Origin of the sequence: Roseofilum capinflatum BLCC-M114 (assembly GCF_030068505.1) — a bacterium.
GTDB lineage: Bacteria > Cyanobacteriota > Cyanobacteriia > Cyanobacteriales > Desertifilaceae > Roseofilum > Roseofilum capinflatum.
The window spans coordinates 47,339-62,502 of the sequence record NZ_JAQOSO010000112.1 but is presented as its reverse complement, the minus strand read 5'-3'; the positions used below and the strand labels follow the sequence as shown (position 1 = coordinate 62,502).

The 15,164-nt window shown below is 45.9% G+C and carries 11 protein-coding genes and 1 pseudogene; 8 read left to right on the top strand and 4 right to left on the bottom strand.

The genetic code is table 11. From position 1 onward, the window contains the following. Positions 1 to 37: 37 nt before the first annotated feature. Together PMG25_RS21760 and PMG25_RS21755 are read left to right on the top strand one after the other, a co-directional pair. Positions 38 to 580: a hypothetical protein gene (locus PMG25_RS21760; protein ID WP_283769003.1), complete on the top strand. Its 543-nt coding sequence runs from the start codon at positions 38 to 40 to the stop codon at positions 578 to 580. 176 nt (positions 581 to 756) lie between these two features. Continuing rightward, positions 757 to 4,389 (top strand): PAS domain S-box protein, encoded by a 3,633-nt coding sequence (locus PMG25_RS21755; RefSeq protein WP_283769002.1) that lies wholly within the window; start codon positions 757 to 759, stop codon positions 4,387 to 4,389. Between the two features lie 3 nt (positions 4,390 to 4,392). Here PMG25_RS21755 and PMG25_RS21750 read toward each other — a convergent pair whose 3' ends face one another. Then, on the bottom strand, positions 4,393 to 4,842 hold the full coding sequence (locus PMG25_RS21750) for an EVE domain-containing protein (protein WP_283769001.1): 450 nt from the start codon (positions 4,840 to 4,842) through the stop codon (positions 4,393 to 4,395). A gap of 138 nt (positions 4,843 to 4,980) precedes the next feature. Between PMG25_RS21750 and PMG25_RS21745 the strand changes: the two genes are divergently transcribed. Beyond that, positions 4,981 to 6,237, top strand: a complete 1,257-nt coding sequence (locus tag PMG25_RS21745; RefSeq protein ID WP_283769000.1) for a family 10 glycosylhydrolase — start codon at positions 4,981 to 4,983, stop codon at positions 6,235 to 6,237. A gap of 422 nt (positions 6,238 to 6,659) precedes the next feature. On the opposite strand, the gene PMG25_RS21740 is transcribed toward PMG25_RS21745, so the two are convergent. Next, the gene (locus PMG25_RS21740; RefSeq protein WP_283768999.1) at positions 6,660 to 8,018 is read right to left on the bottom strand and encodes an LCP family protein; all 1,359 of its coding nucleotides are present in this window, start codon (positions 8,016 to 8,018) and stop codon (positions 6,660 to 6,662) included. Between the two features lie 176 nt (positions 8,019 to 8,194). Further along, on the bottom strand, positions 8,195 to 8,785 hold the full coding sequence (locus tag PMG25_RS21735; protein WP_283768998.1) for a Uma2 family endonuclease: 591 nt from the start codon (positions 8,783 to 8,785) through the stop codon (positions 8,195 to 8,197). Positions 8,786 to 9,048: 263 nt separating this feature from the next. Here PMG25_RS21735 and PMG25_RS21730 point away from each other — a divergent pair, with 263 nt between their 5' ends. After that, positions 9,049 to 10,110 (top strand): mannose-1-phosphate guanylyltransferase, encoded by a 1,062-nt coding sequence (locus PMG25_RS21730; protein ID WP_283768997.1) that lies wholly within the window; start codon positions 9,049 to 9,051, stop codon positions 10,108 to 10,110. Between the two features lie 86 nt (positions 10,111 to 10,196). Here PMG25_RS21730 and PMG25_RS21725 read toward each other — a convergent pair whose 3' ends face one another. Further along, positions 10,197 to 10,868 (bottom strand): class I SAM-dependent methyltransferase, encoded by a 672-nt coding sequence (locus PMG25_RS21725; RefSeq protein ID WP_283768996.1) that lies wholly within the window; start codon positions 10,866 to 10,868, stop codon positions 10,197 to 10,199. Between the two features lie 450 nt (positions 10,869 to 11,318). On the opposite strand from PMG25_RS21725, the gene PMG25_RS21720 reads away from it, so the two are divergent. The 4 genes and pseudogenes from PMG25_RS21720 to PMG25_RS21710 all read left to right on the top strand — a co-directional run bounded on the left by PMG25_RS21720 (position 11,319) and on the right by PMG25_RS21710 (position 14,970). Next, the gene (locus PMG25_RS21720) at positions 11,319 to 12,434 is read left to right on the top strand and encodes a PQQ-dependent sugar dehydrogenase (RefSeq protein ID WP_347178909.1); all 1,116 of its coding nucleotides are present in this window, start codon (positions 11,319 to 11,321) and stop codon (positions 12,432 to 12,434) included. A 96-nt stretch (positions 12,435 to 12,530) separates the two neighbouring features. Then, complete coding sequence (locus tag PMG25_RS21715; protein WP_283768994.1) at positions 12,531 to 13,016, top strand: YrhK family protein; 486 nt, start codon at positions 12,531 to 12,533, stop codon at positions 13,014 to 13,016. A gap of 17 nt (positions 13,017 to 13,033) precedes the next feature. Next, positions 13,034 to 13,265, top strand: a pseudogene (locus PMG25_RS24570) (PQQ-dependent sugar dehydrogenase); the annotation flags it as partial. A 49-nt stretch (positions 13,266 to 13,314) separates the two neighbouring features. Continuing rightward, entirely contained in the window at positions 13,315 to 14,970 is a 1,656-nt protein-coding gene (locus PMG25_RS21710) for an ABC1 kinase family protein (RefSeq protein ID WP_283768993.1), read from the top strand. The last annotated feature ends 194 nt before the right edge of the window (positions 14,971 to 15,164 follow it).

Sequence of the window (15,164 nt, the reverse complement as noted above, 5' to 3'; positions counted from 1 at the left end):
TGTTAGAGGTATGGTTTGGTTACGTCTTTTTAATTCTATGATGAAGTCGCGAAAGAAGAAGATTACGGTTTATTTGACCACCGAGAATGAGGAGTTATTGGATGAGTATCGCCAAAGTCAGGGCAAAATCCAGTATAGTCGGGCGGTTAATGAGATTTTGGGGGAGTATTTTGAGCAGCAGGATGGGGAGGTGGTGGAGGAGCGGTTATTGGGGGTGGAGGAGCGATTATTTGAGTTAGAGCAGGAGTTGACCCAACTGAGGCGTTCCCCAGATTATGGTCAGGAGATGGAGCAATTGCGATCGCAAATTACGGAATTAACCGAGCGCTGCGATCGCCTGATCGCCATCAATAACCAGCAAAAACAAGCTCTCTTGAACGCTCAACATCGAGAGCGTCAGTTTTGCCAGCAGTTATCCCAAACCCTGGAAACGGTTCAAACCCAGGGGACAGCGCCCTCTGATGCTCCAAAGACTACTGAACCGGAAGATGAAGGGTTTGATATTTTAGATGCGGAACTGGTCGATAACTCGGCAGAGGATCTCTTACACAAGTTATCCCAAGAGCTGGGGTTGATTTGAACCGAGGAGAGGGCAGGACATTTATCCCATATTTGGCTCTTACTCGATTTTACGAGTATAATTTAAGCGTTAATTCATGATTGTTACCCCCAATTTGGCTGAGTCTCTAAGGGCCAAACTCAAATTAAAGCACTCATGGATTGATTGAGGGTTAACTGCACTGGCTTTGATCTATTATGTCCTCAGAATTTAATCAGGAGCAAGAACGAATAGCTGCCCTTGAGTCTCAAAACCAAGACCTACAAGCTGCTCTAGCTCAAGTGACTCAATGTTGGCAAGACACCGTTGAGGAACTACAAACGGTTAAAGCCGATTTAGAGCGTCTACACAGATATCAATCTGAGTCCGAAAAGTTTTTACATTTAGCGATTAACCATATTCCCGAACCCATCTTCTGGAAAGATCGGGATTCTGTATTTCTGGGCTGTAATCAATATTTTGCCAACTTTGCTGGTTTAACTTCTCCTTCAGAAATTATTGGTAAAACGGATTATGATTTACCTTGGCAACGAGAAGAAACGGAAAAATATCGAGCCGACGATCGCCGGGTTATGGAATCCGATACCCCAGAATTAAAGTTTGTGGAATCGATTCAACAACAAGATGGAAACCATCATTGGGTGGAAACTAATAAAGTTCCGTTGCACGATCGTTCTGGGGAAGTGGTGGGTATTTTAGGAACATTTATTGATATTACCGATCGAGTGATTGCCGAGCAAAATCTGCAAAAACTGAATCAAGATCTGGAACAAGAAGTTACGGATCGAACTCAAAAGTTACAAGCGACGGAAGCTCGATTACAACGGTTAGCCGATAATCTGCCTGGATTGATTTTCCAATTTCGGATGGAAAGGGATGGGACTCCCTCCTTTCCCTATGTTTCTGAAGGGTGTCGAGATTTGTATGGACTCGATCCGGAAAACTTTATCCAATCGTTTGATTGGGTTCATCCTACAGATTTACCGTTGCTAAAACAAGCGATCGAGAAATCGAGACAATCCCTAAAAGGATTTCAGCATGAACATCGGATTATTACTCCCCAGGGGGAGGTGAAGTGGGTACAGGTGATTTCGCGACCGGAAAAACAGCCAGATGGGGCAGTCGTCTGGGATGGGATGATTATTGACATTGGCGATCGCAAGCAAACTGAAGAGCGTTTACGTCAACAGGAAGCCCAATACCGGCAAATTTTTGAAACGGTCACTGATGGATTAGCCATTGTCGATCTAGAGGCTGGAAAGCTCGTGCAAATTAATCGGGCATTTCACCAGATGCATGATTATGAGTATGAAGAATTTATGCAATTATCCATGGCTGACTTTATTCACCCCCAGGCTTTGCCTTTATTTGCCAATTTCCTCTCGGAAATTAAAGCTGGGCGCTCTTTTACTTGTCTGGGAATGAATGTCGATCGCCACGGTCATCTGATTGAAGTCGAAGTTAAAGGGATTCCCTATCCTTACCAAGACAAAACCCATGCTTTAGCTATCCTGCGAGATGTGAGCGATCGCAAGCGTCAAGAACGCGCTCTGCAATCGATTGTGGAAGGAACAGCTTCCCAAACGGGAGAAGGTTTTTTTCAATCTTGTGTTAAATTTATTGCCCTATCTCTACAGGTGGCTTATGCTTTTATTGTTGAAGTAACCGATGAAGAGAATCAACTCTCAGGCAATGTCCTAGCGGCTTGGGAGCAATCAGATTTTGGAGAAACCTTTGCATATGAGCTTCAAGGGACTCCCTGTATTAATGTGGTGCAAAATAAAACCATGTGTCGTTATACCCAGGATCTCCAGTCCCGATTTCCTGGCGATCGCTACTTGATAGAGATTGAAGCAGAAAGTTATGTGGGGATACCCATCTTAAATCCCCAAGAAGAATTACTAGGGTTTATTGCCGTTTTGGATACTAAACCCATGGAAACCGATCTAGACTGGCAGGCTTCCATTTTAGAGATTTTTGCCGCACGAGCAGGAGCAGAAATAGAAAGAATACGAGCTGAAAACGCCTTGCGCCAGAAAGAAGCCCTCTTACAAATGACCCTAGAGGCGGGCAAAATGGGCTGTTGGAGTTGGAATCGTTACACTAATGATGTGATGTGGTCGGATGGAGTCGAAGGGATTTTAGGGTTACCTCCAGGCTCGTTTCAGGGCCGGTTTGAAGACTATGTTGGCTTGATTCACCCAGAGGATCGAGACTCAGTGTTGTCTGTAATTGAAGAAACTTTAGAGAAAGAGGAAGAATTTAGTATTGAACACCGTATTGTCAGTGCAGAGGGTAAAATCCAATGGTTGCGCTCAATTGGGGAAACTTGGCGCAATGAGCAGGGGGAGGCGATCGGATTATTGGGATCGGTACTTAATGATACCCATCGTAAGATGGCGGAGATTGCCCTGACCAAATCTGCTCAACGGATTGAAAAACAGGCCCAACGAGCTGAATTACTCAATCAAATTGCCAATCAAATCCGCACGTCCCTGGATCTCGACCAGATTCTCCAAACTACGGTACACGAAATTCAACAGTTTTTAGAAGTCGATCGCACTCATTTTGCCTGGTATGTGGAAGAAGCCGATCGAGCCTATTGGGATATCGTTTCTGAAGTCACCATTGAAGGTCTACCCAGTTTTGTGGGTAAACATCCGGTGGATAATTTTGGCCCCCTATCGGAGCTATTGTTATCTCGGAAAATTGTCCAACTCGATGATATTTCTACGGTTGAAGACCAAGAAACCCAAGAGATATTAATGGCTCTAGGCAATCAGTCTATGCTGGTTCTGCCGATCGCCACCGAATTAGAACAGTTTGGGATTATTGCCTGTATCCAGACTCAACGGGTGCGGCCTTGGCGCACTCATGAGGTGGATTTTCTCGAAGCTGTAGTCGCTCAAGTGGCGATCGCCCTTCAACAAGCTGATTTACTCTGGCAAAGTCAAAGCCGTGCCCAAGAACTCGAACGGCTTTTAGAGCAACTCAAATGGACGCAAACTCAGTTAATTCAAAGTGAAAAAATGTCAGGTTTAGGGCAAATGGTAGCGGGAGTTGCCCACGAAATTAACAATCCGGTTAATTTTATTCATGGCAATATTTCCCATGCCCAAACCTATAGCCAAGATTTAATGAATTTGGTGAAGCTGTATCAACAGTATTATCCTCAGCCCCATCCAGACATTCAAGCAGAAATTGAAGTAATTGATTTAGAGTTTATTCAGGAAGATTGCCAGAAAATTTTCCATTCAATGAAAGTGGGAACCCATCGAATTCGGGAAATTGTCCAATCTTTACGCACCTTTTCTCGTTTGGATGAGTCAGAACTGAAAGCGGTAGATTTGCATGAAGGAATTGAGAGTACCCTCAGTATCTTAAACCCTCGCCTACGGGCAATGAGTTGGCGGTCAGAAATTGAGGTGATTAAAGATTATGGTCAATTGCCTCTAGTGGAATGTTATGCCAGACAACTCAATCAGGTGTTTATGAATATTTTAGGCAATGCGCTCGATGCTTTAGAAGAGAAAGAACGCCATCTGCCATCAGAGAAGAGCGCTAGGAATAAGATTTGGATTGAAACTAGGGACATGGGGCGAAATGTGGTGATTCAGATTACAGATAATGGACTGGGGATGAGTAAGGAAACTCAAAGAAAGCTTTTTGACCCGTTTTATACGACTAAACCGGTGGGGAAAGGAACGGGTTTAGGGCTATCGATTAGCTATCAAATTATTACGGAAAAACATGGGGGTTCTCTCTCTTGTCTCTCTGTGCCTGGAGAAACAACATTTAAGATAGAAATCCCGATTGTGCATCAAAAATAAGCGCTAAATTGATGCTAGAATTTTTTCAGCTACTCCATCTAAAATCGGCATCACGGATAAGCGGTTGCCTCGTTTAACCACTAACAGCTCTTCTGGAGAAAATTGCTGTTTTAAGTCTGTAGTGGAGATGAGGCGGTGAAAGTGTTGAATAAATTCAATTTCTACGGTTTGCCAACGGGGATTTTCTGGTGTAGCTTTGGGGTCATAATGCTTATCTTGGGGATCGAATTGGGTCGGATCAACCACATTTTCCCGAATCACTTGGGCTAGTCCAACAATTCCTGGAGGTTTGGCGTTGGAGTGATAAATAAAGGCGTAATCACCGATTTTCATCTCTCGCAGGAAGTTTCTGGCTTGATAGTTGCGTACTCCATCCCAAAGGGTGGTGCGATCGCGCTCTAAATCCGTAATACTATAATCTGTGGGTTCTGATTTTAACAACCAATAAGCCATGAAAGATCGCAATTTTAACTCATTCTAGAGCAAGTTTACCATGGTTGATAGGCGATCGCCTTTTCCTCAGACTCTAAGTTTGCCCATTCCTAAGTTGATTGTCTATAATGAAACCATCAGGACTCTCACCTTAATCCCATGTCAAAATCCCCAGAAAAGCCCAAGGGATGCGGATGCTCTAGCATTCCTATTTCCGTAATTATTCTCTGTTTAGGACTAGGCTATGGGTTATTTACGCAACGTCACCGTTTACCTATCGACCAAGTTTTACCCCACATCAAAACTGCCCTGGTCGCCCTCAATATACCTATCCCAGAATCTACTCCAGAACCCTCTATCAGCCCTTCTATACTGCCTTCACCTGCCCCCACGACTCCCTCCCCAAAACCCTCTCTGAGTCCCTCCCCAACTGCAAATAAACCCACCCCAGAGCGATCGGTTAGTCCCTCTCCGACTCCAGAATTGGTGGCTGCATCTCCTTCCCCTTCCCCAACTCAGAAATCCGAGCAAACCCCTGCAATTCGCGGCATTTACCTGAGTCGATATCTGGCAACTGCCAACGCGAGTGAACGGACTATTCGCGATCGCGTGCGCTACTATAAAAGCCAAGGCATTAATACCATCATCCATGGGGTTTGGGGCAATGGTTGCACCATGTACAAAAGTGAAGTCATGAAGCAAAAATTAGGATATGAAAGTTGTCCTAACCAATTTCAAGATCAATGGATTGATTGGATGATTGATGAAGCCCATAAACAAGGAATGGAAGTCCATGCTTATTTCGAGAAAGGGATTAAAATTGATGAAGATAGCCCCATTTTTGATTTAGCCATAGATCGGCGTTGGATTGTGGCAGGAGTGGATAAAACCCATCAGGGAATCGATCATTATGTGCTAGATGTGGCAGTTCCTGAAGTCGCTTCTCTGTTAACTGAGGTTTTAGTGGAGTTTGTGCAGAAATACCCAGAAGTGGATGCCGTGCAATGGGATGATTATCTAGGCTATCATGCCGAACTCCCCGGCAAGAGCGATCGCACACAAAAACTAACTGATTTTGTCCAAAATATGATCGCCCAAATGAAAGAGGCTAATCCTAACGTAAGCTTTGATATTTGTCATCATAATCCCTATTGGGCGAAAACCTATTTTGATGCAGATTGGGAAAATTGGGATGTGGATCGGGTATTTATCCAAGTGTACAATATGGATAACTTCCAAGATGAGTTGAAGTATGTAACGGCCAATGATGGAATTGCGATTACCGAGCGACAATTTGACTATTTGCCTCAATTAGTGAATAATCCAGAAATCGATAGTATTTTACTCTTTCCCTTGGAAAAACCAGATAAAATGGCAGCAACTTATCATCAGTTGATCTCAGGGAATCGGGAATAGAGTTGTTTTAGATGGCAAAAGATAAAGGAGTGCGAGCATCTTGCTCGCAGGTTGATCATAAAGGAGTGCGAGCATCTTGCTCGCTAGTTGATCATAAAGGAGTGCGAGTATCTAATTTTCCTTGTCCTTCTAGCGAGCGAGACGCTCGCATTCCTTAAGCATTACAGCGCGAAGCGCTGCTATGAGGTACATTGTTGATTCATAGATTTGAGTTGTCATTGCGACCGCAGGGAAGCATTCGCGCTTCGCGTTTCGCGTTTCACGCAAGCTTCGCTTTTCATGTCCGCGAAGCGGAAACGCTAAGATTTGGGGATTGTGCGATTGCTTCATTCCACTGCGTTCCATTCGCAATGACTTATCTGAATAAGACTGTACTCCGTTACAGCGCTTTGCGCTGTAAATGAGCTGTATCCCAGAATCATCTAAGGATTTGGGGGAAACTGGGATAACCAATCTTCTCCAATTCTTAAGGTTAAATCGGATCTAAGATCTCCCGTAGATGCAGCTTCTAAACTCCCTAAACCTAACTCTTCTAAGAGAATTTTTCCGCCTTTTATATCCCCTTTTTGGACAACGACTTGAGTGGTTCTGAGGGGATGGGGCCAATCGGGGATAAAGTAGAGGTCATAATAGCCTTTGGATTCTAAATAATCGGCGACTTGATTGGCTAATTGGGGTTGGGTGGTGGCGTTTTGAATGGCAATTTTGAGGGTTTTGGGATCTCGACCGGTGGAGACGCTATAATCGGGGGTATCCCAAACGTTTCCCATCCAAAACTGATTAAAATATTCTCGGAGGATGCGATCGCGGCCATCGTCGTCCATAATCCAATAACTGGTATTCTCGAAGGGGGAGAATTGGGAAGAACCGGGAAGCATGACCATTTTTAGGGCATCTTTGTCCATTTTCAGGGTAAACTGCATGAGGGCAATCCTCTCTTCTGGACTCAGGTTGGTATCGATATAGGGTTCCATAATTCTCAGCACTTGCGGAAGTCGGGGAATGACCACAGGATTTTTGAGTCGTTGCTCGATGGCTTTCAGGAGTAATTGTTGACGCTGCACCCTTCCAATATCACCGAGAGCATCCCCCCGAAAGTGAACAAAATCTTCCGCTTGTTGACCGTTTAGGGTTTGCCATCCGGGAAGCAATTCAATGGTTAAGCCTTGGGTATAATCGATGTAGGACATGGGTTTGGGGACATAAACCTCTAGTCCTCCGAGGCGATCGACTAATTCGGTTAAAGCTCCTCTTTGAATGCGAATATAGCGATCGATCTCAATTCCCCTGAGCAGGTTTTCAATGGCGTTAATGGTGACTTCTGGGCCCCCTAAAAAGTTGACTTCATTAATTTTGCGTGTTCCGAATTGGGGGACTTGAACTTGGGTATCCCTGGGAATGGAGAGCAGGTTAAGGGTTTGGGTTTTGGGGTCAATTCGCAACAGGAGCAGGGTATCACTACGACCGCTAAAACCCGGACTCGATCCGCGATCGACTCCCATGATTAACAGATTCATCGATCGCGTGAGACGATATTGAAAAGGATACCCCAAATTAACCAGAGGCCCTTGTTCCTGCGGTTCTTCCTGCACCATGGTAATCAGTTGTTTGGGGACTAACAAAGCGGCGATCGCCCCCAATGTAGCGGAGATTAAGGCAGTGATAATAATTACATAGCACCAGAATAACACCTGATTGGCTTGGATTACCCTAGAGCCATTCCATGAACCTTTGCGAGAAGAATAGTCAATCAGTCCAGACAAGTCCGTGAACCTATACACTCAACGATCAAAGGCTATTGTGACACAGAGCTACACCGACTTAGGATATTGTTATAAATTCTCTCAAAAGTGAATCTAGATGCAAGTCACCCCCACTCGCAGTTAAGGGTTGATGGGAACTCAAGGCTAGGGATGAAAGGGAAGAACCATGATAGCAGGATCTTACCCAAATCCTTCTACTCTGAATCCCTTTGAAAATCCACCTTATCATACAAATCCCCTAGGGAAATTTCGCCAGGAATGCGCTCAAACTCGATGATCGATTCTGGTTGATTGTATTCTGATAACACCCATTGATTCGATTCAGTGCGATAATAATGCTCCACTTGCATCGTATATTGATCGATTAACAGATATTCTTGTAAGCTAGGAATAGTGCGATAAGCTTGGAATTTTTGACCGCGATCGTATCCTTGGGTAGACTTCGATAAAACTTCAGCAATAAAAATTGGATTAGTAAGGGTATCTTTCCGTCCTTCTTGTAATTGTAATTCTCCCTGAATAACCATCACATCCGGATAAGTATAGATCCGTTTTTCGGGAATCCACAAACGCTGATCAGTCACAAAGACATCATAAGGCTGACGTTTGAGAGAAAAATAGAGAGTTGCTCCCAAACTCATGGCAATCCTGTTATGATTTGGCATTGCACCGGTCATTAGAATAATCTCCCCATCAATATATTCATGTCGTTCATCACTATTCACTTCTTGCTCTAGATACTCTTCGGGAGTATAGGTTTTAGTTTTTTCTACTTGCATCACCATAGGGGAAAAATCTCCGATCTTTGGAGCAATTGTTGTGAGCTTACGGCACTTCGCGCAGTAATGGGGAATGGGTAATAGCAAAACTGCTGTATCTCTAGATTGTAACAGCAAGATCTACATGAGATAAAAACACTCAAGACGGTAGGACTGAAATTTCCTGGAATAACTAATATTTCACAATTTTTAATTTTTAATTTTTAATTTTTAATTGTAATGCTACCATAGCCACAGTTGAACCTTGCAACCTTTAGGAGTTCTGCACCATGTCTCATACCGTTGTGCCTGTGATTTTAGCTGGGGGAAAAGGCGAACGCTTTTGGCCCCTGAGTCGCAAACATCGGCCTAAGCAGTTTCTAAGCTTAGATGGCACGGGTTCGAGTCTATTGCAGACCACCGCCGATCGCCTGGTTCAACTGGCCCCCGGTTGGGATAAACTGTGGATCTGCACCTCTAGCCAACTCGCAGAAGGCGTGCAAGAACAGTTACCCCAACTGCCTCCAGAAAACCTGCTGGCAGAACCGGAAGGTCGGGATACCGCGCCAGCAGTGGCTTGGACAACTCTGGAAATTGCTAAACGCTATGGTGAAGATGCGGTGATTGGCTTTTTCCCCGCAGATCATTGGATTGGAGATTATCCCGCCTTTGAGAAAACCATTCAAGCAGCCGTGGAACTGGCAGCCACAGAAGAAGCAATTGTTACCCTAGGAATTAAACCCGCCTATCCCTCCACCGGCTACGGCTATATCGAACAGGGAGAAACCAAAGGCAGCTATCTAGATTTACCGGTGTATCGGGTGCAACGCTTCACCGAAAAACCCGACCTCACCACCGCCGAACAGTTCATCGCTCAGGGTAACTTTAGCTGGAATAGTGGCATGTTCATCTTCCGCGCTGGGGTGGTGTTGCGGGAACTCGCTACCCATGCGCCAGAAATTTTAACCCCTCTGCAAAACCAGGGTAAAGCCGCCTATGGAGAATTACCGAAGATTTCCATCGACTATGCCTTAATGGAGAAAACCCAACTGGCCTACATTTTACCGGCTGATTTTGGCTGGGATGACCTGGGAGACTGGAACGCCATGGCGCGTCTGTTGCAAGGAGAGCAGCCGAATTTAGAGCTAGGGAACCATGTCAGCCTGGATACTGAAGGGGCGATCGTCTATGATCAAGACCCAGAAGGTCTAGTCGTGACTATTGGCTTAGAAGATATTGTGATTGTGCGGGATGGAAATGCCACCTTAATTGTTAAGAAAGATCGCACCCAAGACATTAAGAAAGTGTTGGGACTGCTGAAAGAGAATCCCAAATATCAGAACTTGCTTTAAAACTAGAGGGAGAACCCTTGCGGAAAAGACAAATATCTCGCTCCCTAGAGAAAGGCAGCGAGCAAGATGCTCGCACTCCTTACCCCCTATTTCGCTTTCTTTGCTACTCCAGAAATATGAGGACTCACAATAGGCAATGACAGGCGAAAGTGCTGATAATTGACTGACTCGAATCCAGCATTTTCCAAAGCAGTCCAAGTGCTGCGGTTAGGATGACAATTATCAAACATCACTTTCCAAACCGGTGCAATCCCATCTTGAATGCGGCGCGTCCAAGTACAGCAGTCGGCGGCAACATGCTCTAAAAAGATGAAACTTCCACCGGGTTTAAGAATGCGGTGAATTTCTTGTAAACTGCGATCGAGATTCTGAACCGAACATAACACATGAGTGCTAACAACACTATCAATAGTATGGTCTTTGAACGGCAATTCTTCCGCCGTCCCTTGGCACAGTTCAATATTTTTAATCCCCCGATCGCCCGCTTCCTGTTCGAGATACGGGTGCATAAAGGGATTCGGTTCAACCCCTATCCACTCAATCTCTTTAGGATAATAAGCAAGGTTCGCGCCCGCACCTGGGCCGATTTCTAACACCTTTCCTTGCAGCGACCCCAACAAGGCTTGTTTCAGTTCTGCCAGGGTCGAATAACTGGGATTATCGATCAGAGCGATCGCGCTATTATCCGTTGAATTAGCCTTCGACATTCCCCAAGCAAACAGGCGCTTTTGAACTTGAGATAAACTTGAAATTTGCATGATTGCTGTCTCTTAACTCCAACCGCTCATTCTGGCCATCACTGCTGCTAACAGGGGCAAGACGGTAAAACCAGCCAACTCCCCCATTCCCCCACAGAGGGCGCATTCATGTCCGCGATCGCCCAAAGCGCTTCACCAGCCTACACCCGTGAGAGAGAGGGCTAAAGTTATGATTGTAAATCATTGTAGCTAGTAGGGTGGGCAGGAGGATAAGCGACATCATTCAACTTCTACAGGCAAACCCTACCCACCTTAACCCGATAGGGTCTAATCTCAAATCCTTTCAATGTTTGTTTACCACAAGTGAGCCAATTCATGATAGATCGCAATCCCAAACTGCCGACAACCATCAATCCTCGTACTCTGGTTGCCTTTGTATCGGCGATCGCCTGCTTAGGGGTAACCGGGTGTACGACGCAAGTTCAATCGGAACCTCCAACGGCAATCCCCATGGAGGAAGTAGCTCCTGCCGAGTCTGCAACAGAAACCGCATCTGCCGGTAATCCAGAAGTTCAGGGGGTCAGGGTGGTGGAGAATCTAGAACATCCCTGGGGTCTAGCCTGGCTGCCCGATGGTTCCATACTGATTACGGAGCGATCGGGAAGATTGCGTATTGTCCGAGAGGGTGTACTCGATCCTACACCCATTCCCGGAGTAGGAGAAGTGTTTGCCCAGAGCCAAGGCGGACTGCTCGATATCGCCTTACATCCGGACTTTGCAGACAACCGTCTGGTTTACTTCTCCTATGCCCACGGAACCTCTTCAAGTAACCGCACCCGCATCGCACGAGCCACCTTTGATGGCAGTTCCCTCAGCAATTGGCAGGTCATTTTTGAAGTGTCCCAAACCAAATCTAGAGGACAGCATTTTGGCTCCCGTCTGCTCTGGTTGCCTGACGGCACGCTGTTAGCCTCCATTGGTGATGGGGGGAATCCGCCGGTGGAACTTGATGGGGAATTTATCCGCCAACAAGCCCAGAACCTCGGCAGTCATTTGGGCAAGGTTATCCGCATCAATGATGATGGCTCGATTCCATCGGATAACCCTTTTGTCAACAATGCCGAGGCAGCCCCAGAAGTTTGGAGCTATGGCCATCGTAATATTCAAGGACTGGCCTATGATGCTGTCTCCAACCGGGTTTGGGCCACGGAGCATGGCGCGAGGGGAGGAGATGAGGTGAATTGGGTTGAAGCCGGTGAAAACTATGGCTGGCCCGTGGCCACCCACAGTCGGGAATATTCCGGCGGGCTGATTTCTCCAGAAACCTCCCTACCGGGGATGGTAGACCCTAAAGTGATCTGGACTCCCTCCATTGCTCCCTCTGGGCTGGCGGTTTATTCGGGGACGATCTTTCCCCAGTGGCAAGGTAACCTGTTTGCTGGGGGTTTGGTGTCTCAAGATGTGCGCCGCATCGAGCTGGACGAGTCTGGAAATGTGTTAAACGAAACGTCGATCGCGATCGGTCAGCGAGTACGGGATGTGCGACAAGGCCCGGATGGGATGCTCTATGTGCTGACGGACGCACCGAACGGCCAGCTCATCCGCCTAGAGCCGGTTAACCGCTAAGGCTGGTTAAGGGTTGAAGGGTTGGCGATCGCTAATCCTTTGAATACAATCCCCTTAAAGAATAGTATTTAAAGTCAATGTAACTCAACCTAACTCATGCCACATTTAATTACGAATCGTGCCCGACAACATAATTTGATAAAAGACTACCCTGCCGGACACCTCCATTTTGCTTGGGAATCAATCAATGCCATTCTTTACCTTGTAGGTGGATTAGCTTTTATTGTGGGCAGTGTTTTCTTTTTGCCAGTCTATGAAAGACTAGCCAACACGGGAGTATGGATTTATCTTTTTGGATCTTTCCTCTATTTGATTGTTACCCTTCATGATTTGCTTGAATCCATGAATCATTTGAGAAGCCAGAACCCTGTGAAGGTGATGGATTTATGTGAGTTTTTTTCAGCTATGGTCTACCTCTGGAAAATTGTAGATCCACCAATCAAAGTTGAATTATTCACCTATATGGCTTGGGAATATATTGTAGGGAGTTTCCTCTTTTTTACAGGTGGAATATTCAACTATTATAGAATTTTCAAAGTGACAAAGCACTACCAGAAAATCGCTTTTATGACAGGAATGTAATGAAAAATGCTGGAGCTAAAGTGATCTGGACTCCCTCCATTGCTCCCTCTGGTTTGACGGTGTATTCAGGGACGCTCTTTCCCCAGTGGCAAGGTAACCTGTTGGCCTGGGGGTTTGGTCTCTCAAGATGTGCGACAAGGCCCGGATAGGATGCTCTATGTGCTGACGGACGCACCGAACGGCCAGCTCATCCGCCTAGAGCCAGATCACTTTTTGAGTCAGTCGATAAATCTCAATGAATTGACATAAATCCCAGGATTTGCTTTAAAACTGGAATAGTATCCCAATTAATCCCATCATGTTTGCACTCACAAAGACCAGCTCACGCCAACGGGAAATCTTAGAAGTTGTCTTCCGCAACGGTTGGGATTACATCGGAGGTTTACTCAAAGGGGATCAACCCGGCGAACCGAAGTTACCTTCTCCCACCGTCTTACGGAATATTTTGATTGATTTAGGGCCCGTATTTGTAAAGTTAGGACAACTACTCAGTACCCGACCGGACTTACTACCGGGTCGTTATATTACTGCTCTTTCTGCTTTGCAAGCCAATGTGCCCCCGGTTCCTTGGTCACAAGTAGAGGCACAACTGCGGCAAAATTTACCCGTTCCCTTAGAAGAAGCCTTTCCCAGAATTGACCCAGAGGCGATCGCCGCCGGTTCCCTGGGCCAAGTCCATCGTGCTATCCTCAACACGGGACAAGAAGTGGCCTTAAAAGTTCAACGTCCCGGTATTAGTCGCATCGTCGAGCAAGACATGGCTCTCATTAAAGGATTAGCCGAACTTGCTTCCCTCGGAGACTTTGGTCAAGACTACGATTTAGTCGCCCTCGCAGACGAATTTACCAAAGCCTTGCGCGATGAATTGGACTTCACCAAAGAAGGGCATTTCACCACGCAAATGCAAGAAAATTTATCCACCAGTCGCTGGTTTGACCCCAAACAACTCGTTATTCCCCAAGTCTACTGGGACTATACCAGTGAAAAATTGCTGGTTTTAGAATGGTTAGAAGGTAAGCCCCTACTGAGAGCCGACCTGACTCAGTTTGTCACCCCCACCCTATCCGTTGAGCAAAAACGAGACCAAGTAACCAGCATCCTATTCCGGGCCTTCTTTCAACAAATTTATATTAACGGCTTCTTCCATGCCGACCCCCATCCGGGCAATATCTTCTTGCTCAACGATGGTCGAGTTGCCCTGTTAGACTGTGGCATGATTGGACGAGTCGATCCCCGTACTCAACAAATTTTAACCGAAATGTTGTTGGCGATCGTTGATATTGATGCCCAGCGCTGTGCCCAACTCACCCTCGATTTAGCCGAATCCAATCAACCCGTTAATCTCAGTCGGTTAGAAGCCGACTATACGCGGATGCTTCGCAAATACTATAACGTTAATTTGAGCGAAATTAACTTTAGCGAAGTCTTCTACGAAATTCTCGAAATTGCCCGCAACAACAAGATTCGCCTACCCGGTAACATGGGACTCTATGCCAAATCTTTAGCCAACTTAGAAGGAGTCGCCAGAGGCTTTAATCCCCAAGTCAATTTACTTGACCAAATTAAACCCCTAATCACCGATATTTTCCAGCGTCAACTGCTTGGAGACAAACCCATTCAAACCCTGCTCAGAACTGCCCTCGATGTCAAAAGTCTCTCCTTACAGTCTCCTCGTCTCATCGAATTATTTCTAGACCGTTTAACCTCAGAAACCCTCAATTGGAACATCTATGTTAAAGATCTAGAACGTCTGCGGCGCAGTATTGACGACTCCGCTAACCGTCTCTCCTTTAGTATTCTCGTCGGTTCCCTCATTATGGGAGCTGCCATTATTTCCAACAATGCCCAAAGTCCCCAACTTTCCTTACTCAGTGCCGTCTTATTCGGAGCCGCCAGCTTAATTGGCTTATGGCTTGTAGTCAGTATATTAAGGTCAGGACGATTGCGATCTTAAGCGCTTCTGGCGATCGGTATTATCGTAGTGCCGTGACACAGCTAAAAATGTGCATTAGCGTAGGGTGGGTTAGGCGGCTAAAACCTAGACTCTGACAGCAATCTATCAATCCGCCGTAACCCACCATTTTAGGGTTGTCACGGCAGTAGGGTGGGCAGGAGCCTAGGAAAAATGGTTCAAATTATACTAGAATA